The 23,412-nt window shown below is 41.5% G+C and carries 15 protein-coding genes; 7 read left to right on the top strand and 8 right to left on the bottom strand.

What is annotated here, in order from left to right; translation table 11 throughout:
- Positions 1 to 275 precede the first annotated feature (275 nt).
- Complete coding sequence (locus GLO7428_RS08615) at positions 276 to 1,253, bottom strand: DUF362 domain-containing protein (RefSeq protein ID WP_015188180.1); 978 nt, start codon at positions 1,251 to 1,253, stop codon at positions 276 to 278.
- A gap of 521 nt (positions 1,254 to 1,774) precedes the next feature.
- On the opposite strand from GLO7428_RS08615, the gene GLO7428_RS27255 reads away from it, so the two are divergent.
- Positions 1,775 to 3,574, top strand: coding sequence for a PstS family phosphate ABC transporter substrate-binding protein (locus tag GLO7428_RS27255; RefSeq protein ID WP_015188181.1), 1,800 nt, complete (start codon positions 1,775 to 1,777; stop codon positions 3,572 to 3,574).
- Positions 3,575 to 3,704: 130 nt separating this feature from the next.
- On the opposite strand, the gene GLO7428_RS08625 is transcribed toward GLO7428_RS27255, so the two are convergent.
- Positions 3,705 to 3,866: a hypothetical protein gene (locus GLO7428_RS08625; RefSeq protein WP_196797479.1), complete on the bottom strand. Its 162-nt coding sequence runs from the start codon at positions 3,864 to 3,866 to the stop codon at positions 3,705 to 3,707.
- Positions 3,867 to 4,006: 140 nt separating this feature from the next.
- Positions 4,007 to 5,422 (bottom strand): aspartate ammonia-lyase, encoded by a 1,416-nt coding sequence (locus GLO7428_RS08630; protein ID WP_015188183.1) that lies wholly within the window; start codon positions 5,420 to 5,422, stop codon positions 4,007 to 4,009.
- A 125-nt stretch (positions 5,423 to 5,547) separates the two neighbouring features.
- On the opposite strand from GLO7428_RS08630, the gene GLO7428_RS08635 reads away from it, so the two are divergent.
- The 5 genes from GLO7428_RS08635 to GLO7428_RS08655 all read left to right on the top strand — a co-directional run bounded on the left by GLO7428_RS08635 (position 5,548) and on the right by GLO7428_RS08655 (position 11,910).
- Positions 5,548 to 6,138: a MarC family protein gene (locus tag GLO7428_RS08635; protein WP_041918567.1), complete on the top strand. Its 591-nt coding sequence runs from the start codon at positions 5,548 to 5,550 to the stop codon at positions 6,136 to 6,138.
- Positions 6,139 to 6,299: 161 nt separating this feature from the next.
- Positions 6,300 to 7,283 (top strand): AraC family transcriptional regulator, encoded by a 984-nt coding sequence (locus GLO7428_RS08640; RefSeq protein WP_015188185.1) that lies wholly within the window; start codon positions 6,300 to 6,302, stop codon positions 7,281 to 7,283.
- A 270-nt stretch (positions 7,284 to 7,553) separates the two neighbouring features.
- Complete coding sequence (locus tag GLO7428_RS08645) at positions 7,554 to 7,949, top strand: endonuclease domain-containing protein (protein WP_015188186.1); 396 nt, start codon at positions 7,554 to 7,556, stop codon at positions 7,947 to 7,949.
- Between the two features lie 407 nt (positions 7,950 to 8,356).
- On the top strand, positions 8,357 to 10,924 hold the full coding sequence (locus GLO7428_RS08650; protein WP_155823635.1) for a TonB-dependent siderophore receptor: 2,568 nt from the start codon (positions 8,357 to 8,359) through the stop codon (positions 10,922 to 10,924).
- A 14-nt stretch (positions 10,925 to 10,938) separates the two neighbouring features.
- On the top strand, positions 10,939 to 11,910 hold the full coding sequence (locus tag GLO7428_RS08655) for an iron-siderophore ABC transporter substrate-binding protein (RefSeq protein WP_015188188.1): 972 nt from the start codon (positions 10,939 to 10,941) through the stop codon (positions 11,908 to 11,910).
- 48 nt (positions 11,911 to 11,958) lie between these two features.
- On the opposite strand, the gene cutA is transcribed toward GLO7428_RS08655, so the two are convergent.
- The 5 genes from cutA to GLO7428_RS08670 all read right to left on the bottom strand — a co-directional run bounded on the left by cutA (position 11,959) and on the right by GLO7428_RS08670 (position 17,481).
- The gene (cutA, locus tag GLO7428_RS08660) at positions 11,959 to 12,300 is read right to left on the bottom strand and encodes a divalent-cation tolerance protein CutA (RefSeq protein ID WP_015188189.1); all 342 of its coding nucleotides are present in this window, start codon (positions 12,298 to 12,300) and stop codon (positions 11,959 to 11,961) included.
- 13 nt (positions 12,301 to 12,313) lie between these two features.
- Positions 12,314 to 13,939 (bottom strand): NAD(P)/FAD-dependent oxidoreductase, encoded by a 1,626-nt coding sequence (locus tag GLO7428_RS08665; RefSeq protein ID WP_015188190.1) that lies wholly within the window; start codon positions 13,937 to 13,939, stop codon positions 12,314 to 12,316.
- Positions 13,921 to 14,079: a hypothetical protein gene (locus GLO7428_RS27715; RefSeq protein WP_155823638.1), complete on the bottom strand. Its 159-nt coding sequence runs from the start codon at positions 14,077 to 14,079 to the stop codon at positions 13,921 to 13,923. The genes GLO7428_RS08665 and GLO7428_RS27715 overlap by 19 nt, the downstream gene beginning before the upstream one ends.
- A gap of 166 nt (positions 14,080 to 14,245) precedes the next feature.
- Entirely contained in the window at positions 14,246 to 14,686 is a 441-nt protein-coding gene (locus GLO7428_RS27720) for a hypothetical protein (RefSeq protein ID WP_015188191.1), read from the bottom strand.
- A gap of 125 nt (positions 14,687 to 14,811) precedes the next feature.
- Positions 14,812 to 17,481: a TonB-dependent siderophore receptor gene (locus GLO7428_RS08670; protein WP_015188192.1), complete on the bottom strand. Its 2,670-nt coding sequence runs from the start codon at positions 17,479 to 17,481 to the stop codon at positions 14,812 to 14,814.
- A 620-nt stretch (positions 17,482 to 18,101) separates the two neighbouring features.
- On the opposite strand from GLO7428_RS08670, the gene GLO7428_RS08675 reads away from it, so the two are divergent.
- Positions 18,102 to 23,411, top strand: coding sequence for a non-ribosomal peptide synthetase (locus tag GLO7428_RS08675; RefSeq protein WP_015188193.1), 5,310 nt, complete (start codon positions 18,102 to 18,104; stop codon positions 23,409 to 23,411).
- The last annotated feature ends 1 nt before the right edge of the window (position 23,412 follow it).

The following is a 23,412-nucleotide window of genomic DNA, read 5'->3' on the forward strand; positions in this document are numbered from 1 at the left end:
CAACCCACGCCAGTTCGCTCAACGGGGTAAACCCCCGCACCTTTCGCCTGGCTCCCCAATTCTGGGGGGCTTCTCTAAAGCCTTAGTATTCAAAGTTCCCCACTCGTGGGGGATTTAGGGGCGATTGGCGAAAACGAATAGGGTACTCAACGCACAACAAAAAACCGCCACTAGCTAGCTTGATGGCGGTTGCTTGAGCAATCGGAGGGTGTTAACAGCTTAATCTAAACCGATAGTGGCTCATCGTAGCATAGTTTACACTTAAGTAAATACGCTTATTTCCCCACAGCATTGGTATAAGCCCGCATTGGTTCTTGAATCCAGCGGATATAGAGATGTTTAAACGTAGATTGAATGATGCGCGGCATTCCAAAATCGATAGGCACAAGCGCATCGGGTAATTTCCAATCATCTACCTGCAACGCAGTAGTATGTAAAAGCGGAAAGTGAATTTCGCTTATATCTGCACATAATCCTAAACGTGCTTGAGCCGCGATTGTAGGTACGCTTTGGGGTGGAACTTGCAATATATCGACGATCGCGCGATCGAGCGCAAAGACGTTTGTCGCTGCACCGAGTACGCCTAATTGTCGCGGTTCGCCACCACTTGGACCATTGCCTTCATGACCGATAATGCCATCAATAATCGTTAAATCAGGGTTAATTGTCCGCGCTGTTTCGACAAGCATTTGCGCAAAGCGGTTAAGATCTTTTCCAGCTTCCATGTGCCACCAGGCTTTCATCTTTCCTGGTACGCAGCCAAAGAGATTTTTCACGCCGAGAGTTAATGTGAGTTGGCTGTGTGATTTCACCTTGGGTAGATTAATGACGACATCCGCTTCGATTGCTTCTTTACACAGCAGCAAGTGGTTAAATTCTTCGCTGACCGTTTGATAGCGTTGCCCGTGAAAGTCTACAATTGGCAAATTCAGTTCAGAAATTAACGGTTGATATCCGTTGGCGATCGCCACACCTTTAGCACTACCAAACGCAGGGCTATCGCCTAAAAATGGCTTACCACCAAGATCCATAACCATCTGTGCTACGGTGTAAACTACCTCAGCACGCGTTGTACATTCTTTATCGGGGCGCGAACCTGTGAGTAAATTCGGTTTGAGTAACACGCGATCGCCTGGCTTGATAAAAGCCCTTAGCCCTCCCCAAGGCTGTAATAGATTTTCTATAGCAGTGCGTAATAAGGATCGCTCGTAAGACTGAGCTTGAATTAAACTAACGATTGGTTGTGAATTCATGTTAGAGCAATTTGATGAACAGCAAAACCGACTTGCGTTGCGAGGTGCGAAAACAAGCTAATCTCATTTTGCTGCCAAATTCACGGGCGATCGCATTAATGTGCAACGAGTAAGCCCAACAACACGTCATTTTGCACAATCGGTGCGACGATGGTTGCGTTATTCGTACTTACTCAGTTAGTTGTCTTATTCTGGGTAGCGATCGCTTGATAGTTTGACTTTTCGGTACTCGCTCTTGTAGCTAGTATTGGTGATATTAACATTGTATTCGCTATTACAATGATTTTCCGTTTAATTCGAGATTGCCAGTGATTCATCACTATTGGTGTTTGGATGACAAAAGGTTGTTGAGCGATCGCCAACTTACTGATAATTTTGGTATTAGCAGCAAATCTAAAATTTATATGAAGTAAAAATTTAGTATTATACTGAACAGAATTTGCATACCTAATAAAGTTAGGGGAGTAGTTGCTTGAAAATCCTCCTCAAGATAGTATTGTTTAATTTTTTTTTACAAGCAAATGGATTTACTCCTAAGACAACTCCATTACACTAGTTTTGCTGGTATAGGATTTCAACAGCTTGCAAGTCAGCAAGTACCGCAAGCAGTGCAGACAGTATTTAGCGATCGCATTATTTCCTGCTACTGGGATGTATTGAATCCTCCGAGTTTAGGATACCGCGCTGTTTACTTACACCAAATGACTTCGCACCAGGCACTATTCGGCTGGATATATCATGAAGGAATCGATGAAAAAACTCAGAATGCTATTCCTTATTTCATCTGCTACTACTTAGACGAAACACTGCTTAGCTTTCATCTAGACACTATCTTTACTTACCTACAAAAAGGACCATTAGCAGTAATTGACCGACAAAATCCATCAATAATAGAAAAAAAAGTTGTCCCTAACTTGTGGACTTATAAACCTGCACGCCCTGGAGTCATAATTGCACCTGAGGTTTGTCAGCAATGCCATAATGCCTTAAATCAAGGGGAATTAATCAATTTGTTTGTTCCGCTTTCTGCACAAGAGACAGTCATCGTACTGAGCGAACAAACATATGAGCAGCAAATTGCAAATCTATCGGTTTATCAAAATTACATTATCGAAGAAATTATAGATGAATTTGAAAATTTATCCGATTCAAGCTATCAAGATAAGCAATCTTCCTCAAGCCAACTCAATATAAAAACAAACTCTGTTTTATTAACTAAAGTAAACGCTAATAGTTTACCGATCGCATCGAACACAATTAATAGCATTGCTCAAGAATCAGTAAAAAAATCTTCACTAGCAGATGTAAATTCTATACCATTTGACCGCAATAATATTCAGTTCTTACTTAGAATCGGAATTATTGCTACTACTTTAGCCGTTACAATTTCAATTTACAGATTAATCCAAATTAGCATTTCTAACCCCATAAGTTCCGAAGTTGGTAGCAACGTTCAGGTTGAGTATAAAACCTTTGCTGAAGTTCCTAATGTTCCTGAAGGAGTATTTAACTATGGAGGTTCTCCGACGTTTGCACCGTTACGTTCTCCAGCAGTTCTTGCTGCACTTAGCCAATCACAACGACAGTATCAATTACGTTTTGTCGAACCAGTTGGTATTCCTCAAGGTTCTGGGACGGGGATAAAAATGTTACTCGATGGTGAATTAAGCTTCGCACTCTCATCGCGCCCCTTAAAACAAGACGAATTAGCCCAAGCGAAAGCGCGTGGCTTTGCGCTAGAACAAATACCTATCGCGATTGATGGTATTACTTTTTTTGTCAATCCTCGTAATCTGATTGTTGGTTTAAATTTGTCGCAACTACAAGATATTTTTTCAGGGAAAATCACTAACTGGAAAAATGTAGGAGGATTAGATCTTCCGATCACCGCGTTTAGTTTTGATCCGCAAGTGAGTGGAACCGCTGATGTTGTGCAACAACGAGTTTTAGCCGGAAGAGAATTTGGTAATGTGCAAATTGTCAGTACAGCTACCGAGGCTATTCTCAAAGTAGCTGCTACTCCTGGCAGTATTGGCTATAGTTCCGCCTCAGTTGTCGTCGGACAAAAAACTATCTATCCTTTACCGCTATCTATAGCACCAGGAGAAATGTTTATTACTCCTTTTGTTGGTGCAAATAAAACTGTTTTGAATAAGACTGCGCTTGCTAACGGTTCTTATCCGCTTACTCGTCGTCTATTTGCGATCGTCAAACGTGATGGTAGTCTCGATGAGCAAGCAGGAGTTGCTTATACTAATTTATTAGCAACTGATGAGGGAGAAAAAATGATAGATCAAGCTGGTTTTGTGTCAATTCGTTGAATGGATAGAGCCGTAGTATTTGAATTATAAGTGAAACGAACGACAGAGGACACAGAGAATACCGAAAAAAGAGCTAGAGAGGGATTCTCGTAGCTAGTTTGAGATGACTTTATTACTAAAATATATAGACCTAAAATCTAGAGCCGCAAATTGACTGTAAAACAGCTTCAGGTTGATTGCGGTTTTTTTCGCGACAAATCAAAACATCTGCTAAGCGACGTTCAGCATAAAATTGATGAACGAACCAACCTAAAGGTGCGCCAACTAGCACACCAATAATTAAACCTGTCATTAGACTTTGAATAAGGTTTTTTCGAGTAATCGCAGTAGTAGCCAACTCAATCTTTCTCCTATTTGATATTTCTTGGATGCATTATGTATTATAAGAAAAAGCAGCTATTCTTAGGTCTTACTTAATGCATAAAAAAGCGCCTATCTTTGAGTAGAACGCATTGCACTCATTTGCTCTAAATCTAAGACTTTAGCTAAATCTTCTGCTGTCATTAATCCGCGTTCGAGAACAATTTGTCGCAGTGATTTACCTGTTTCTAAGGACTCTTTAGCAACTGCGGCTGCATTCAAGTAACCAATATACGGATTTAAAGCTGTGACTAGCGCTAAGCTACCTTCTGCGTACGCTAAACAGCGATCGCGATTTGCTGAAATACCTTTGATGCACCTTTCGGTTAACGCGGCTATAGTGTTACCTAAAATTTCAATGCTGTGAATCAGGTTGTAGGCAATGAGTGGCATCATGACATTAAGTTCAAGTTGTCCGGCTTGCGCTGCAAGTGCGATCGCACTGTCGTAACCCATTACTTGAAAACACACCATCGATGTCATTTCTGCCATTACAGGGTTGTATTTTCCTGGCATAATCGAAGATCCAGGCTGTACGGGTGGTAGTTGAATTTCTTTCAAACCTGTTTTTGGTCCTGAATCCATTAATCGCAGATCGTGGGAAATTTTGACGCAATCTTGTGCTAAGTTGCGTAACGCACCCGAAACATTGACAAATGGTGCCATACTTTGCATTGCTGCCATTAAATGCGGTGCAGGATGTAATGGTTGGTCGATGAGTTCGGATAAAATTTGCGCAACGCGATCGCAATACTGTGGATGCGTGTTTAATCCTGTTCCTGCTGCGCTACCTCCTAAACCAAGAACGGTAAGATCTTGGGCAGCAGTTTTGATTCTAGTTTCATGATCTTGCAGAATTTGCGCCCAAGCACGAAAGTTTTCGCCTAATCTGACCGGAACTGCATCTTGTAAATGCGTTCTACCCGATCGCACAATATCTTGGAATTCTACGGCTTTAGTGTTTAAAGTGGCGATCGCACCTAATAACGCTGGATAAAGTGTTCTTTTGAGTGCTAATAAGCCCCCAATGCGAATTGCTGTCGGAATGACATCATTAGTAGATTGACCATAATTGACATGATCGTTTGGGTTAATGCGCTTGTAATTCCCCTTTTCATCGCCTAAGATTTCCAAAGCTCGATTTGCCAAGACTTCGTTAACGTTCATGTGGTGCGAAGTTCCCGCGCCTGCTTGATAAACATCGACAACAAACTGATCGCGCAGTTGCCCCGATAACACCTCATCTGCGGCTGCAACAATTGCTTGACTAATTTCTGAAGATATGCATTCGAGTTCGCCGTTAGCGATCGCAGTGGCTTTTTTAATCAACACACACGCATCAACATACGGCGGTAATGGCTTGAGTCCACTGATCGGAAAATTCTCTATTGCTCGTAAGGTTTGGATACCATAGTAAACATGATGGGGAATTTGTCGTTCTCCCATCGAGTCGCGTTCGATTCGTACTTGTGCGTCGTGTTGAGTCATGTTGGCAGGTGCAAAAATAAATCACTCTCAGGTATGATGCCAGATTTATTGATTTGAAAAAACCTGGCAGTGGATAATTAAATTTACCCCTCGCTCCTAGTCCCTTTCACATGAGGATTGTCATTGTGGATACATCTGTCGTAGTCAGAACCTTTGTTGCTGTATTTGTCCTTGCGGATGCTTTGGGTAATGCACCGATATTTCTAGTTCTGACTAAGGGTATGGAACCACAGCAACGTAACCGAGTCGTTGATAAAGCTAGCATTGTTGCGATCGCCGTATTATTAAGCTTTGCGTTTGGCGGTCAATTTATTCTCGATTACTTGCACATCAGTATTGCATCCTTACGCGTAGCTGGAGGGTTGTTACTGCTACTAATTGCGTTAAAAATGCTTGAAGGCGAATTAGATACGCCAATCGTCGAACAAGGGCGCGATATCGCCATTACTCCTTTAGCGTTGCCTTTACTCGCCGGACCTGCAACGATTACAACCGTGATGCTATTGATGTCCGAGTCGCCTAATGCGCATTTCAGTGTTGTTGTGGGTACAGTTGCTGCAATGGTTGTGACGTGGTTTATCGTACGCCAAGCAGGGCGGATTGACAAGTGGATTGGTGCCGAAGGTGCAGTAATTGTCACGCAACTGTTAGGTTTTCTCCTCGCAGCATTAGCAATTGAAATCGGTAGCGAGGGAATCAAGGAATTGTTTTTTTGACGTGCGCTGCACTCATCACGACAAGTTGTAGGATAAACGAGGATCAACCCAATTACCAATTACCAACTTGGATGTTACCTTATTTGCACCCACCAATCTAAAATATTGAGAATCTTTCTAAACTAACAATAATAAATTAATGATAAATATGCGATCGCCACATGACTACCACAATTTCAGCGCAAGCTTACGAGGAACTTTGGCAAGAAGCTAACCCTATACTGCAACAACTCAATTCATTAAGCTACTCGGATGTGATTTTGCAGTTTCCTTCTGAATTAGGGCAAGGATTTCAGCAAGCGATTAACTTGCATCAAGGAATAGAACTCACAATCGATAACTATCAACTTCACAGCGACTTAGCGACGAAATTGAACGAACACGATCATCCGATTCAATATGGGTTTTGCCTAGCAGGTAGTTTCCGATCTGGAGGTGACGATCTTAGTCCTGGACAGTATTGGTTTTGCGGAAGTGGCTTAGCATCAGGAGGAGTTTTTGAAAGATCGAGAGGGCAATACTTACAAATCAACGTTCACATCGCCCCCGAATTATGTCAATCATTAATTGGTACCGCGGGACAAATTGCTTCAGAGTTACTGCATCTATTTCGCGAACCACATCAAGAATATCAATACCGGCATGGTAAAGTAACACCAGTAATGCGGCTAGCGCTACAGCAGATTCTTCACTGTCCTTATCAAGGCATCACGAAACAAATATATCTTGAAAGCAAGGTATTAGAACTATTGGCGCTGATGGTTGAGCAAGAAATTGAATTTCAACGCGGTAAAACTCCCACACCACTGCTAAATACGGATGACTTAGATCGAATTTACCAGGCGCGAAAAATCTTAATGCAACGGCTAGCTAATCCTCCATCGCTGATCGATCTAGCACGTCAAGTCGGGCTAAACGATTACGCACTCAAGCGCGGTTTTCAGCAGGTATTTGGTAAAACAGTATTTGGCTATTTACACGATTATCGCTTAGAACAAGCACAGCAATTGTTAGCGACAAGCGAAATGAAAGTAACAGAAGTCGCGGATGCGATCGGTTTTGAAAGTCGAAGTTACTTTGCATCTGCTTTTAGGAAGAAATTTGGCATGAGTCCAAAAGCGTATCAGATGCAGTGTAAAGTTTGAGAATCTTGATGTTCATCCTCTCTCAAAGTCCCCCACTCGTGGGGGATTTAGGGGGCAGCTTACAAACTCTATGTCTAAGATATGGACTCACAAGAATATTTTAAATCAGTTTCAGGAATCTCAGCCCCTTAGATCCACGCCACTTGTGAGCGGACAATACACTGTCTCGCTTCTCACCACTCAATTATCAGCAGATTTTCGCCCCCTAAATCCCCCACAGGTGGGGGACTTTGAAGTCTCAATAAATTCGGCAATTGTCGTGGGTACTCTATGAATATCTATGACAAACTTTTAACGATGAAATCTCACCGCATCCGAGGAACGACTCCGAGAATTGTTGCGGCTGCGCGACATCTGCGACAAAACCTTACACCCGCCGAAAAGGTACTATGGCAAGCTGTAAGAAATCGACAACTTAACGGATTAAGATTTCGTTGTCAGCACGCTATCAGTTCGTTTATTGTTGATTTCTACTGCGCTGAGTGTCGATTAGTCGTTGAACTCGATGGCGAGATTCACAAGCAACAGCTTGACTATGATAATGCTCGCACCAAGCAACTTCAGCGCTTTGGCTTGCGAGTAATACGATTTCGCAACCAGGAAGTGATGACAAACCTAGAGTGGGTTCTCCAGCAAATTCTTGAAGCCAGTCGCGAAAAAATCTAACTGTTCCACATTCAAAGTCCCCCACAGGTGGGGGATTTAGGGGGCGAGAACCCCTCAAACTCGAATTAGTAATTTGTCAATCCTAAATTTGAGCAATTGATATAGTTCCTGGCAAATCTTGTGCGATCGCCTGCTAGGCTACCGCACAAATCTAAAAGATCTACAACAAAAATATCTTAATCAGTTTTGAGGATCTTAGCCCCCTAAATCCCCCACCTGTGGGGGACTTTGAATAGGAATTGTTAGTGGGTAACTGATGTATTTTCCACTTGCCCACTTCCCACTATCAAATAAAAAATTCCCGCTAGCGTTCAAAAAAATTCCGGCTAGCGACCAAAATTGCTTTAATCGCACGCACAGAAGCTGTAAGTTCTTGAAAATGCTTCTCAGTTAAAGTGTGTGGAGTGATGATGCAGTTGCGTTGGTTGATTATTGTAAGTTGCTTCTCGGTGTTGATTGCGCCATCCGCTTGGGCTGATTCGGTAGAAGAGGGAAAGGATACAAGTCGTAATTTATTAACTGAAAGATTGCGCGAATCTCAACACCCTCAACGCATCAACGAAATACCCTATCTACACGACATAGCACAGCCAGCAAAAACTGTTGAACAGTGGCTGAGTCAAACTCCTTCAGTAATCGAAGTGACAGACGTTAGCGTTAGTGTTACCGATTTTGGATTAGACGTAATTTTAGACACCTCCGCAGAATTAACTCCTGTCACCTCAGTGATTGGAAATACTTTAATCGCTGATATTCCCAACGCGGTGCTAGCACTTCCGAATGCACAGGATTTTCAGCAAATCGATCCAGTAGCAGAAATTGCATCGGTGTCAGTGACAAACTTACCAAACAATTATGTTCGAGTTGCCATTACAGGCGTGGATGCACCGCCAACGGCTGATGTAATTGCCGAAACTCAAAGTTTGGTTTTGAGCGTGACACCAGGACTTGCAGAAGCTGAAGAAGAAATTCAAATCGTCGTCACAGGAGAACAAGATGGATACTTTGTCCCTGATGCTTCAACTGCGACAAGAACTGATACACCCCTGCGAGATATTCCGCAGTCGATTCAAGTTGTACCACAACAGGTGCTACGGGATCAGCAAGCTGTCCGTCTAGAAGATGCTTTGCAAAATGTCAGCGGTGTAACGCAAATCACTCCTCGATCTTGGCCTGGAAGTGATTTTGCGATTCGGGGTTTTAGGATTGACGAGTTCTCATTTTTTGGAACTACGCTCAGAGATGGTCTACAAGATCCTGTAGGTACGTATTTGCTTGAACTTACGAGTGTAGACAGGGTAGAAGTCCTTAAGGGTCCATCGTCAGTATTGTTTGGCTCGGCAAATCCAGGTGGCACAATTAATATCATTACCAAGCAACCCTTACCCGATCCATTTTACGAATTAAGTGCAACAGTTGGTAGTTATGACTTCTATCGCGGTGCCATCGATTTAACTGGACCTCTAAATGACTCGCAAACAGTTTTGTATCGGCTGAATGCTTCTTATAGAAGTGCTGGTAGTTTCATTGACTTTGTAGAAAACCAAAATATTTCTATCGCGCCTGTCCTTGATTGGAGAATTAGTGATAATACAAGCCTGACTTTTTCAGGCGAATACCTCAGTTTGAATAGTGTATTTACACCTGGTCAACCAGCAGTTGGTACAATTCTCCCCAACCCCAATGGTGCGATCGCACGCAACTTATATATTGGCGAACCTGATAGTGACTTCGATCAAAATGGAATTAGAGTTAGGGCTGAATTGGAACATCAATTTAGCGATAATTGGTCATTGCGAAGTGCCTTCGGATTGAGAACGTATCGCGAGACGAGGAGAGATCTCGTTTTCCCTGATAGCTTATCTCCCGACAATAGAACCCTAAATCGTAGGTATGGGGTTGATTTCAATGAACTAGATATATATAGTTTTGTCACAGATATTGTTGGCAAATTTTCAACTGGCTCGGTTGAACATCAGTTGCTATTAGGAACTACTCTAGCTAGGATTGATTTCATTAGAGCTGAAGGTTCGGGTGGAACTGCCCCACCTCTCGATTTGTTCAATCCTGTGTATGGGCAGCCTCTTACACCACCTGTCCAATTTTATGACTCCACTTCTGTATCAGACTCCCTGGGTGTTTACATCCAAGACCAAGTTACAATAACCGATAATCTAAAGCTACTTTTGGGTTTGCGGTTTGATGCTTTTGAGCAAACTAATCGAGATTTACTAGAAGATAGTAGAACAAATCAATCTGGCAATGCATGTAGTCCGCGTGTCGGTATTGTCTATCAACCTGTTGAGCCGCTTTCGCTTTATGCTAGCTACAGTCGCTCCTTCACTCCTACAATTGGTTTAGCATTTGATGGCAGCCAGTTTGAGCCAGGAAGAGGAACTCAGTATGAAATCGGGGTTAAGGCAGATTTAAACGACCAGCTTTCTGCAACCCTTGCCTTATATGACTTGACTCGTTCTAATGTTTTAACAGACGATCCAGTCAATCCCAACTTTTCTATTCAGACAGGTGAGCAACGTAGCCGAGGGGTTGAACTCAATCTTACAGGAGAAGTTTTACCTGGATGGAATATCTTTGCAGGCTATGCTTATACTGATGCCACTGTCACCGATGACACCGACAGTAGTTTAGTCGGCAATTTCCTCAACAATGTCCCTGAAAATAGCTTTAACTTGTGGACAACTTACGAAATTCAAGCAGGCGCACTGCAAGGTTTTGGTGTAGGTGTTGGTTTATTTTTTGTAGGAGAACGTCAAGGAGATTTAGCAAACACTTTTCAGTTACCTAGCTACCTCCGTACCGATGCTGCAATCTTTTACAATCGAGATCAATTTCAGGCGCAGATCAACTTCAAGAACTTATTTGATATGGATTATTTTACAGGAGCTTTTAGTAACCTAAGAGTTTTTCGAGGTGAACCATTCACCATTCAAGGAACAATTTCGTGGCAGTTTTGAGCGAGTAGAACTGTATGAGATGTTTTCGCTTTACCTATCTATTTCTCTTAGGAGTATTAATATGCACAATTATCTCGGCTTGTAGCTCAATTAACCACAGTAATACAAGCACTAAAGATTTAACAAATTGTCGAGTTGTACAACACGCAGCGGGTGAAACGTGCATTCCTAATAATCCTCAGCGAGTTGTCACTTTGTGGGGAGGTACTTTTAGTAGTACATTAGCATTAGGTATAAAACCTATTGCATCGGCATGGATTCCAGGAGAACCTTTTCCACAACACCTTCAAAGCCAAGTGGATAAAGTTGAAAATCTTGGATTTGAGCCAAATCTAGAAAGGCTTCTATTACTGAAACCTGATTTAATTTTGTCAAATACTCGATTACAGAATATCTACCCGCAACTATCCAGTATTGCACCTACGGTTGCATTGTATCATCCCACTCCACCAGCTTCTTGGCAAAGAACTTTAGAAGATCTGGCTAAGATTCTCGGCAAGGAACAGGAGAGTAAAAAGTTAATTAATGACTACTGGCAGCGAATTGAACAACTAAAAAAAGCATTAGGCGTTGGCGTAGCCTCTCGGAAGGAGAATCGCCGTCTGCAAATGCAAGTATCCGTTGCCACTGTAGATCAAACTTATGGCATATTCATCTATGGAAAGCAACATCCTACTGGTACAGTTTTAAATGACATTGGCTTACAACGTCCGCCTGCACAAGATGGAGATTTTTTCACGCGAGACAAAATTTCTTATGAAAATTTATCTGATATTGATGGTGATGTTTTGTTCCTTTCTTATGGTGAAGAAGCTGGTAGAGAGGCTTTAGAAAAGCTACAACAATCTCCTTTATGGCAGCAATTAAAAGTAGTTCAACAAAATCGAGTTTATTTCGTAGATGCAGGACACTGGCACGCGCTAGATATTTTAGCAATGAATGCAGTTGTTGATGACTTATTTAAATACCTCGTCAACACACCTTAAACTATTGTGCTGCTGCACTCTACTTCAAAAAACACTAAAGTTCACCATCTAATTCACCCCTTGTAGTTGCGCAGACATCCAATTAAGATAAGTTATTGAACCAGCAACAATTGGTAGCGCAATGATTTCTGGAACTTCGTAAGAGTGTAGTGCTTGGATTTTTGCTGCTAAAGCCGAAAACTGATTTAGATCTGTTTTAATCAGCAATTGCCATTCGGGTTCTTGACAAAGTTCGCCTTGCCAAGTATAAATCGAAGAAATCGGCACAATATTAACGCAAGCAGCTAGCTGCGATTTGACTAACGAAGTGGCGATCGCCTCTGCTTCTTGCTGCGAACCAGCACTTACCAATACCACGCCGTATTGAGTTACATCAGAAGCCCTATCCATAATTGATTCTCTGTTACCTCTGATTTATTGTAAACCTTGCATTTCTATGATGGCTCATTTTAGGAGCTTTTAAAGTCGCTTGAGTATTTAGCTTCAAATCTTTCAAAATTTCTCGCGCCGCAGCTTCACCTGTTTCACAGCCTCCTTCCATATATCCTTGATAGTCCAAAGAGCAATGTTCTCCAGCAAACAAGAGATTTCCTACGCGTTCTCCTTCTTTACCATAAAACTGCGACCACTGTCCTACTAAATACGTAGCATAAGAACCTGCACTATATTGCTCTCCAGTCCAGTATGCTCGAATTGCTTCGCCTGTACGTTGACGATAAAGCCCAGGAAAGACTTTTTCTATTTGTGCGTGAAATTTTTGTGCTTGGGCTTCTGCGGTTCCTCTTCCGATTTGAAAGCCATAACGTCCGCCACTATAGTTAGTGAGCAATCCACACTTTCCTGTAGTGTAGCGCGTTGCTTCCCAAGTATTTTGAAAACCCAAATCGGTAAAAATCGAACCAGTACAGTTATAGCGATCGCGCCATATTCTTTCCTGATATGCAACAATTAGTTTTGAATTTGTACCATAGCATAATTGATTAATCGCCTGACGTTTAGCAGGTGGTAAGTCAACCGCAAGGCGTACCGTGCGTAACACGCTAAAAGGAATTGTTAATAAAACGCGTTCGTAGTTACGCTCAAAAGTACTTGAACCGGCGCGGAAACTGGCGCGATAACGACCATCGGGTAGGCGGTGGAGGGCTTCTAACTCAGTTCCGGTTTCAATAAAATTTGCTAACGGCTGTGCTAAGCGCGCGATCAGTTGTTGATTACCGCCGACAATCTGAGAGCGCTCATCGCTATCACCATATATCTTAAACTCTTGAGGATCTGTGCCAATCATATAAATCAGATTTAAACTCGACTGTTCGGCGGCTTCGCGCCCGTATTCAACTGTGTAAGCGATCGCGATCAGTTCGCGTAAAGTTGGGCTAATTGGTTTGTCTGCTAAATACTGTGTAATTGAAGTTCTGTCTAATTGAATTGCAGCGGGAGATTTGAGATTTGCGGCGATCGCTGCGTCTTTTTCAATAATTGGCACGAGCGGTACAAAATCTTGTACAATTTGTTCGAGAGCAATTTTTCTGCCACCAAAGTACCAAACATCCGGTTCTAATCCCCGATCCGCTGCGCGTAAATCAGCTAAGGTCAAGCCAAGTTCAGCGATTAGTGCTTGGATATTTTGATGTCCTGAATCGATAAATTCTCCGCCTAATTCTACAGTGGTCGAGGTTCCGGCGGCATTGGCCAGGCTGCGGATTCTACCACCAAGATGATTTCTCGCTTCAACAATTTCAACGCCCACCCCAGCTTGATACAATCGATAAGCAGCAGTTAATCCCGCGATTCCTGCACCAACAATGAGAACTTTGGAGTTGGCACCGACTGCAACGCTACGCCGAGTTTGACTTAAGGAAACTCCGGCGATCGCACCTGTAGCAAATAGTCCTGCTTGCAACAAATGTCGGCGTGAAGCCTTTTTTTGCCATATTTCGATTAATTCATCTGTTGGAATTGTACTTTTATGCGATAACTGGGCAATCTGGTAAGCACGCTGCAATGCATTGATTAAGGCAAATCTAGCCATCGGTTTAATGTCATTTCAAGTGCAATTGATAGCCTTGCCATTGAGGTTCTACAAGTCACTTTCTGCTGGCGATCGCTGCACCCTGTTAGTTTTTCTAACACCATCGCTGTTGATGTATTTGCCTCAAGGTAGCTATACATAAGCAGAATTACAAAAATAAAACTACCGCTACCCTAGTATACGTGTCTATTCGAGAATTTACGGAGACTTGCCCTAAGTGAATACTCAATATTAGCTGTAAGTCTAATCTAACGACACTCAGCTAAGCTGCATCTACAGGGCAAACGCATAAAAAAGAGATTTAGGCTAAAGATAGTGACAAGTTGCGGAGGTAATTGCTGTATGATGCGAGTATTTGACCCATTTTGCTAGCCTGTAATACCATTTCACTAAATAAAACCTACAAATCATTTCTCCTCTGCCCACGCCAGTCGCCTCAACGGGGTAAACCCTACAGTCGGTTTGCTCAACGGAGGACACCTCCGCACGCAACCGACCTCCCGCACGGCGCAGGCTCCTGAAGCTGCCTAATTGTAGTAACTTCAAAGTGAAATGGTATAAGACCCACACGACAAACGAGGTAAGGAGCATCGGTTGCTTGACATGATTGCGATCGCCATTTGCACAGATAACGTGCTTACCCTCAAAGAGAATCGTTTGAGGATGTGCCGTGGTTGTTTGAGCAAGCCTAATCGACCCAATTTCAGGAGTAAGCCATGATATTGCCAGTCGGTGGATAAAGGACATGGACAACTCTATCTAGTTCAGAGTTGGACGAGTTGGTGCAGAAGAATCACTCGAAAGGCTAGCAAACCGTTGCGATCTCGCAGTTATAAGCATGGAAACAAACGTAGTGGCTCCTATAATGTTCACTAAAATTCAATCGAAAGTGTCCCGATCACCGTAAACGGTGCGGCGGGAATAACTGTGTTTCTGCCAAAGTTAAATGACTCAACATACCTGACACCAAAGATGTTTTCAAAGTTAATTGCGGCTCTCCAGTTATCACGTTTGTAATAAATTGCAGCATCAGTTCGCAGATAACTAGGTAATGTGAAAGTATCATCAGATGTAAGCGTAGGAATATCACCACCTACTCTATCTGAAAGGTAATATAGTCCCAAGCCGAAACCTAAACCTTCCAAATCACCTTGAAGAAATTGATAAGTTGTCCATAGGCTAGCTTTGTGTTCGGGTACTCTGGGTACTCGAGAACCGACTATCAAAGCATCAGGAGAATCACTACTTTCTGTGATTTCAGCGTCGGTATAACCATAAGCAGCAACGATATTCCATCCAGGCAAAATTTCACCAGATACATCTAGTTCAATTCCTCGGCTTCGCTGCTCCCCAATAGGAATGCTAAAACCATCAGGGTCATTTGGATCGGGTGTAGCAATATTTGTTTTAGTAATTTGATAAGCTGCTAAAGTCGCTGAAAGTCTTTCATTAAAATCTGCTTTGATCCCCACTTCATACTGAGTTCCACGCTCAGGTGGCAAAAATGTCAGATCAGCGCGTTGGGCAAAATTTGGGGCAAACGAGCGACTATAACTAGCATAAAGTGAAATAGGTTCACTTGGCTGGTAAACAACACCAATCCGAGGGGTGAATGCTTCGTCATACTGAAGAGTACGAGTATCCGAAAGGCGATCAAACACGTCTTGATCAACAACGTCAAAACGACCACCTAGCAGTAACTTGAAATTGTCTGAAAATGCTATCTGATCTTGTAAATAAATACCTAGTGCATTAACGTTATCCTTGCCATCTCGAACTACATCAGTGAGTTCAGAAAGCGCAGGTCTAGGAGTCACGTTGTAAACTGGGTCAAAAATATTTATAGATGGAGTTAGCCCTTCAGGTAGTCGCCTCTGTGAACCATCGCTCTTTTGCCGAGCGAAATCAAACCCAAACAAGAGTGTGTGTTCGATTGAACCCGTTACAAACTCACCTACAAGATCTGTTTGCAGAGAGTATGTCTCACGGTAATCATCGTTGGAACGGAAATTGCGTGTTAATTCGCCAGTTTCTTCGTCCACTTCTAGAGGCTGGGCGCGGTAATCAAAAGCGTCTTGTGAGGTGTAGCGAAAGGCATTACGGAGGGTTAAGTTATCATTGAAGCGATGTTCTAGGCGATAACCTACATTTACTTCTTCTGTTATACGTTCATCTCCTGGTTCGCCCAAGAATCTACTATAGGGAATGTCAGCAATTCCTTGACCAAAAGCAACTATACCTTGGTCAAATGTGCGCTCGTCGTTGAGGTAACTAACATTAAACAATAGGTTAGTGCGATCGCCCAGTTTTAAATCAAACACTGGTCCCACAAAGAATCGCTCACTATCGACAAAATCTCTGAAGCTACCAGCATTCTCATAAGCAACATTCAGTCTATACAGTAATGTATCATCTGGATAGAGAGGTCCAGATAAATCAATAGCAGAACGATAGTAACTAAAGTTACCTATAGAAAATTGACCAAAATAATAAGGAGTAGCAAGAGGTTTTTTCGTGACTAAGTTAATGATTCCTCCTGGTTCAGCATTTCCATACAACACCGAAGCTGGGCCTTTGAGAATTTCTATCTGCTCAATATTGGCAAGTTCTCGCAATAGAAAACCAGTCTCCCTTAAACCATCACGAAAAGTAGAATTAAAATCAAAACCTCTAATATTTACGTTGTCATTTGTTCCAGCAAAAGTATCGCTTTCTACAACACCACTAACGTTACGAATTGCATCTGTGAGCCGAATGACTTGTTGGTCTTCTAGAACTTGTCTTGGGATTACTTGAATTGACTGGGGAATGTCGCGAATCGGGGTATCGGTTCTAGTAGCCCCTGATGCTTCTGGCACGCGATATGTATCTTGTTCACCTGTTACAACTAGCTCAATAGGTTCTTCATCTTCAGGCGTCTCAGCTGTAGATTCTTCTAAAGGAGCCTCACTAGAAGGTTGTTCTACTGGTGGGGTCTGACTAGCAGATGTAGTCGGTGTCACCCCAAAAATTAAACCTTCGTTATCATCAAACAACTCTACAGTTGGCGCACCTGCTTCACCTGTCACAATTACGCGAATTGTATTCGCATCTAAATTGGTTACAGTAACTGCTGTAATTCCTGTAAATGGTTTTTCTTGCGTGAATGCGTTACCAGTCGATAGACGCAATTGAGCATTGGGAATATCTGCTATAAAATTATTGCCCTCACTTTTATTAAGAGGTGTCAACTGTTCACTTTGAGTTGATTCTAAAACTATCTCAAGCTGCTTATCGACTTGCTTGAGGTTGACTCCAGTAACTTGTACGACTTCCGTTGCTTGAGCTATGTTTTGAATATTTTTATTTCTGTGTTGTAATATCTTTTCTGCCAGTCTATGAGGTTGAGTTTTATTTTTCTTATAAGTTGAATTTTGATTATTAACAGTTGTTTCTTGCTGCTTTTTAAGGTGTTGTAGTTCTTGACTTAAAGCGGGAGTTACTAATAATAGGGCAAATGAGCACGTAAATATTAAGCTTTTAAGCAACAGCACTGATTTCATTTATTTCCTCACGATGGTTAAAAAGCTGTTAACACCTTGATGCAATAATTGTCTAGATGCTTATTAAAATTTATTAGTACTAGTTCTGTTTAGATTAGACTGCTATATTATCAAGAATTAATTTAAAAAATATATATGTTTTTGCGTATTTATGTCAATAGATACAAATTAAACTGTTGTAATTACGTACTCCTCACATATTTATGTGAAAAGCTGTTTACTATAAATCAAGTCGGAATGCAAAATTCCTGTCTTGATGATTTTAGGGCAAATTTATCGTCTCGATCGTTTTCCTCTAGTGATGGCTATGCTCAGGGGAAGCAGAGTTTTGATAAAAACAACTATATAACATCTATCGAAAGTTAGTATAAAAATCTCAAATATTTTGGTGTAAAGAAAAATTAAAAGAGAATTGTTTGCGTTACTGTGATATATAGTATTGAGAATGAATTGCAAGATTGTGTGTAAGGCTCTTATTTATGGACTCTGACGATCGCTAAGCTCACCCTTAACCAAGACTGTGCGCGAATTTCATCTGCTCAAGAAGTCTACAAATCGCTAGTACAGTTTCAGCTAAACCACTTATGACAGTTACACTCCAAAATTAGGTGTGCATTTCAATGCCTGAACACAAGAATATTCAAAGCTGTCATGCTTTCAATAGCATGAGCAAATTTTCGACTATTGTTGAACTTTTGCGTTATAGAAGCAATATACAGGGCGAACAACTCAGTTACACGTTCTTAGCAGATGGGGAAACCCAAAGCGATCGCCTCACGTATCAAGCTCTAGATAAATGTAGTCGAGCGATCGCCTCTCAACTCCAAAGCTTAGGTTTAAGTGGAGAGCGTGCTTTACTGCTTTATCCACCAGGTTTAGAGTATCTAGCCGCCTTTTTCGGGTGTTTGTATGCTGGGGTTGTAGCAGTTCCAGCTTATCCACCACGCAACCAACGGAATACCCCCAGAATCTTAGCAATTTTAGACGATGCACAAGCAGCGATAATTCTGACTACCGCAGCCATTTTGCCGCAATTGCAATCTTTGTTTGCCGATAAAATCAATCATATTCACTGGCTAGCTACTGATCACCTCGCTCCTGGTCTAGAAGAAGCTTGGCAAAAGCCTTTTATTAATATAGACACATTAGCCTTTCTGCAATATACATCTGGTTCTACTGGTACACCCAAAGGTGTCATGCTCAGTCATGGCAACCTACTGCACAATGCTGAGGTAACGCGCCAGTATATGGAACATACCTCTAGTAGTAAGTTTGTAACTTGGCTGCCTATTTATCATGACATGGGTTTGATTGGTGGCGTACTGCAACCTTTATATAGTGGTTTTCCTTGTATTATGCTGCCGCCAGCAGCTTTTCTCCAACGTCCTTATCGTTGGTTACAAGCAATTTCTCGTTATAGAGGAACCACCAGTGGCGCGCCTAACTTTGCTTACGAGCTTTGTATTGAAAAAATTACGCCCGAACAACGCTCAACCTTAGATTTAAGCAGTTGGAGTGTAGCTTTTAATGGTGCTGAACCTATTCGTCAAGAAACGCTAGAGAAGTTTGCAGCCACCTTCGCTGAATGCGGTTTTCGTCCAGAAGCTTTTTATCCTTGCTATGGCATGGCAGAAGCCACCTTAATGGTATCTGGGAGCGTCAAATCTGCGTTAGTAAGGAGCATATCTTTGCAAAAAAACGCTTTAGAACGCAACCGTCTGACTCATGCGGTTGCTAACACAGAGAATTCAATACAAATAGTCGGATGTGGTCGAGTTGTACCACAACAAGAAGTTGTAATTGCCAATCCAGAAACCTTAACTTTGTGTGATTCCGACCAAGTTGGGGAAATTTGGGTAGCTGGACCTAGTATTGGTCATGGTTACTGGAACCGACTAGAAGAAACTGAACAAACCTTCCACGCTTATCTACAAGACACAAGACAAGGACCATTTTTACGGACTGGAGATTTAGGTTTTCTGCACAATGGCGAACTCTTTATAACAGGTAGAGCTAAAGATTTAATTATCATCAGAGGGCGTAATCTCTACCCACAAGATATTGAGTTAACCGCAGAGCGCAGCCATAAAACATTACGAGTAGGAAGTGTTGCGGCTTTTGCTGTAGAGGTAGAAAAAGAAGAACGACTAGTAGTTGTACAAGAATTAGAGTTTCGTGCCAAACCTGATATAGATGAAGTAACAGCTGCTATTCGCCAAGCAATCACAGAAGAACATGAAGTAGAAGTTTATGCAGTTATTTTAATCAAAGCTGGCACGATTCCCAAAACTTCTAGCGGTAAAATCCAACGTCGAGCTACCAAAGCAGGATTTTTAGCAGGTACATTAGAGGTTGTTGGTAGTAGTATTCTGGAAATTACCCAAACAACAGAACGAGAAGAAGTTCTGACAGGAAGAGAATTATTAACACTAGAACCAAAACAACGACAACAATTATTAAACTTCTATTTACAAAAGCTAGTAGCGCAGGTAATAAGAGTAAAACCTTCGCAAATAAATCTAGAGCAGCCTTTAGGTAGTTTGGGTTTAGACTCCCTAAAAGTTTTCGAGTTAAAAAACCGGATTGAGGTTGACTTTGGTGTAACTCTATCTGTAGCTAACTTCTTTGATAATACTGGTATTAGTGAGTTAACAATCCAAATATTAGACGAAGTTAACAACCTTACTTGTGAATACTTGCCTATCTCTAAAGTAGAGACAACTACTAACCAACATCCACTGAGCTTTACTCAACAGCAGTTGTGGTTTATCAATCAACTGCAACCTGGAACAGCTACATATAACATTCCCGTAGCTATTCATCTAACAGGATTGAATGTCCCTGCATTGGTTCGTAGCCTCAACGAAATTATTCAAAGACACGACATCTTACGAACCAGCTTTGAAGTAGTGAATGGTGAACCCGTCCAAAAAGTTGCAGATACAGTCACATTCACTTTACCAGAAGTTAATTTGTGCCATTTATCCGATGAACAGCAGCAGTCTGAAGTGCAAAAGTTATCCCGAAAAGAGGCTCAGTCATCTTTTGATTTAGGACAAGCACCTTTGTTACGGGCAAAACTGCTGTACTTGCAAGCAGAACAGTCAATATTAATTTTGACGCTGCATCATTTAGTTGGTGATGGTTGGTCAATCAAGGATTTAGTTCAAGAATTATCTGCGATTTATCAAGCTTTTGTTGATGGTAAACCCTCTTTGCTACCTCAGCTTCCTGTAAAGTACACAGATTTTGTATATTGGCAACGAAACTACTTACAAGGCGAAGTTATAGAAAGATGTTTAGCTTATTGGAAGCAGCAGTTAAACGGAAATCTACCTGTATTGCAACTACCTACTGATCGTCCCAGACCGCCAATACAAACTTTTAAAGGAGCGCAGCAGAAGTTTGTATTGTCTACAAAGTTAACTGAAGCAATCAAACAGTTAAGCCAACGGGAAGGTGTAACCTTATTTATGACCTTGTTAGCGGCGTTTCAAACATTGCTATACCGCTATACAGATCAGGAAGATATTCTTGTCGGTTCACCGATTGCTAATCGCAACCGTGTTGAAATAGATCAGTTGATTGGGTGCTTTGTCAATAATTTAGTATTGCGTACTAATCTAGAAGGAAATCCCACATTTACAGAATTGTTGGGGCGAGTACGAAAGGTAGCAATTGATGCTTATACTCATCAAGATTTACCTTTTGAGAAGTTAGTAGAAGCATTACAACCAAATCGGGATTTAAGCTATAATCCACTGTTTCAGGTGATGTTTGTGCTTCAGAATTCTGCATCAAATAGCATTTGGAAAACTGAGGAAATTGAAACAGGGACAGCTAAGTTTGATATCCTGTTATCAATGATTGATAGTGAAGAAAGATTAACAGGGACACTAGAATATAACACCGATTTATTTAATCCAGATACGATAATTAGAATGGTTGGGCATTTCCAAACCATGCTAGGGGGTATAGTTAGTGATTCTAACCAGCCTATTGCCGAGTTACCAATATTGACTTTTGCTGAACGTCAGACGCTACTAGAAGACTGGAACAACACTCAGGTTAATTATCCTCAAGAAGCTTGCATTCATAACTTGTTTGAGGCGCAGGTAGAAAAAAGACCAGACGCGATCGCTCTCATTTTTGCTAATGTAGAACTTACCTATCGAGAGTTAAACAATCGAGCCAATCAACTAGCTCACTACCTACAAAATTTAGGTGTGAAACCAGAAATGCTAGTTGGAATCTGCATGGAACGCGCTATCGAAATGGTAGTGGGAATTTTAGCAATTATGAAAGCTGGTGGTGCGTATCTACCGCTAGATCCTACCTATCCTCAAGAGCGTTTGGCATTCATGCTAGAAGATGCTCAACTATCATTGTTGCTAGTGCAACCGCATCTAGTCGATGAACTACCACCACACGAAGCCAAAGTAGTAATTATAGACGCTGATGGTGCAGCCTTCGCTGACTACAACCAAGCTAATTTAGTTAGTCATACAGAACTAGAAAACGCAGCCTATGTCATTTATACTTCTGGTTCCACAGGAAAACCAAAAGGCGCGATTAACACGCACAAAGGTCTTTGCAACCGCTTAATATGGATGCAGGAAACTTATCAATTAACATCAAGCGATCGCGTTTTACAAAAAACACCCTTCAGTTTTGATGTCTCCGTTTGGGAATTCTTCTGGACTCTCTTTACTGGTGCAACTTTAGTCATAGCGAAGCCAGGTGGACATCAAGATGCAAGCTATTTAGTCCAACTCATCGGTCAACAGCAAATTACGACATTGCACTTTGTTCCTTCAATGCTGCAAGTGTTTTTAGAGGAACCAGAACTAGAAAAGTGCCGTAGTCTTAAACGTGTAATTTGTAGTGGTGAAGCACTACCCTTAGAACTACAAAAACGCTTCTTTGAGCGTTTGGATGCAGAATTACACAATCTCTACGGTCCTACAGAAGCAGCAATTGATGTGACTTCTTGGAAATGTCAAAAAAATAGCAACGCGAAAATAGTTCCTATCGGTCGTCCTATCGCTAACATCCAGATATATATATTAGACAATTATTTGCAACCTGTTCCAATTGGTATTCCTGGTGAGTTACATATTGGTGGTGTAGGTTTAGCAAGAGGCTATCTAAATCGACAAGAATTGACGAGCGAAAAGTTTATTTCTAGCCCGTTTTATCCTACCAAACGTCTTTATAAAACAGGAGATTTAGCTCGTTACCTTCCAGATGGCAGTATTGAATACTTGGGAAGAATTGACCGTCAAATTAAACTGCGCGGTTGCCGTATTGAAATAGGAGAAATTGAAACAGTTATAGCCCAATATTCTCATGTACGAGAAACAGTAGTCATTACTAATGAAAATCGTCTTATTGCTTATGTGGTTCCTCATCAAAAAACACCCTTTTCTATCAATGAATTAAGGCATTTACTTAAGGTAAAACTGCCTGAATATATGATTCCTGCTGCCTTTGTAGTTTTAGAATCCTTACCGCTTACACCTAATGGCAAAGTAGACCTTCGTGCTTTACCTGCGCCTGGTAACTTGCGTCCAGAATTAGCCAATAACTATCAAGCTCCTCAATCTGAAGTAGAAAAATTAATAGCTAAGGTTTGGAAACAGGTACTACAGCTAGAAACAGTAGGTGTTGATGATAATTTCTTTGATCTTGGCGGACATTCTTTGCTGGCAGTAAAGGTAAACAATAAACTCAGAGAAATTTGGAACCGCAATTTATCAGTTGTAGAAATTTTTCAGTATCCAACTATTAGATCGCTAGCAGAACATTTAAGCCAAGAAGAAGTACCTGTTTATTTACAAGCTGTACATGACCGAGTTAAAAAGCAAATAGAAGCCCGAAGTCAACAAAAAGAACTATTAAGGAAACGACGAAAGAAATTGAATAATTAGG

Source organism: Gloeocapsa sp. PCC 7428 (assembly GCF_000317555.1).
Taxonomy (GTDB): domain Bacteria; phylum Cyanobacteriota; class Cyanobacteriia; order Cyanobacteriales; family Chroococcidiopsidaceae; genus Chroogloeocystis.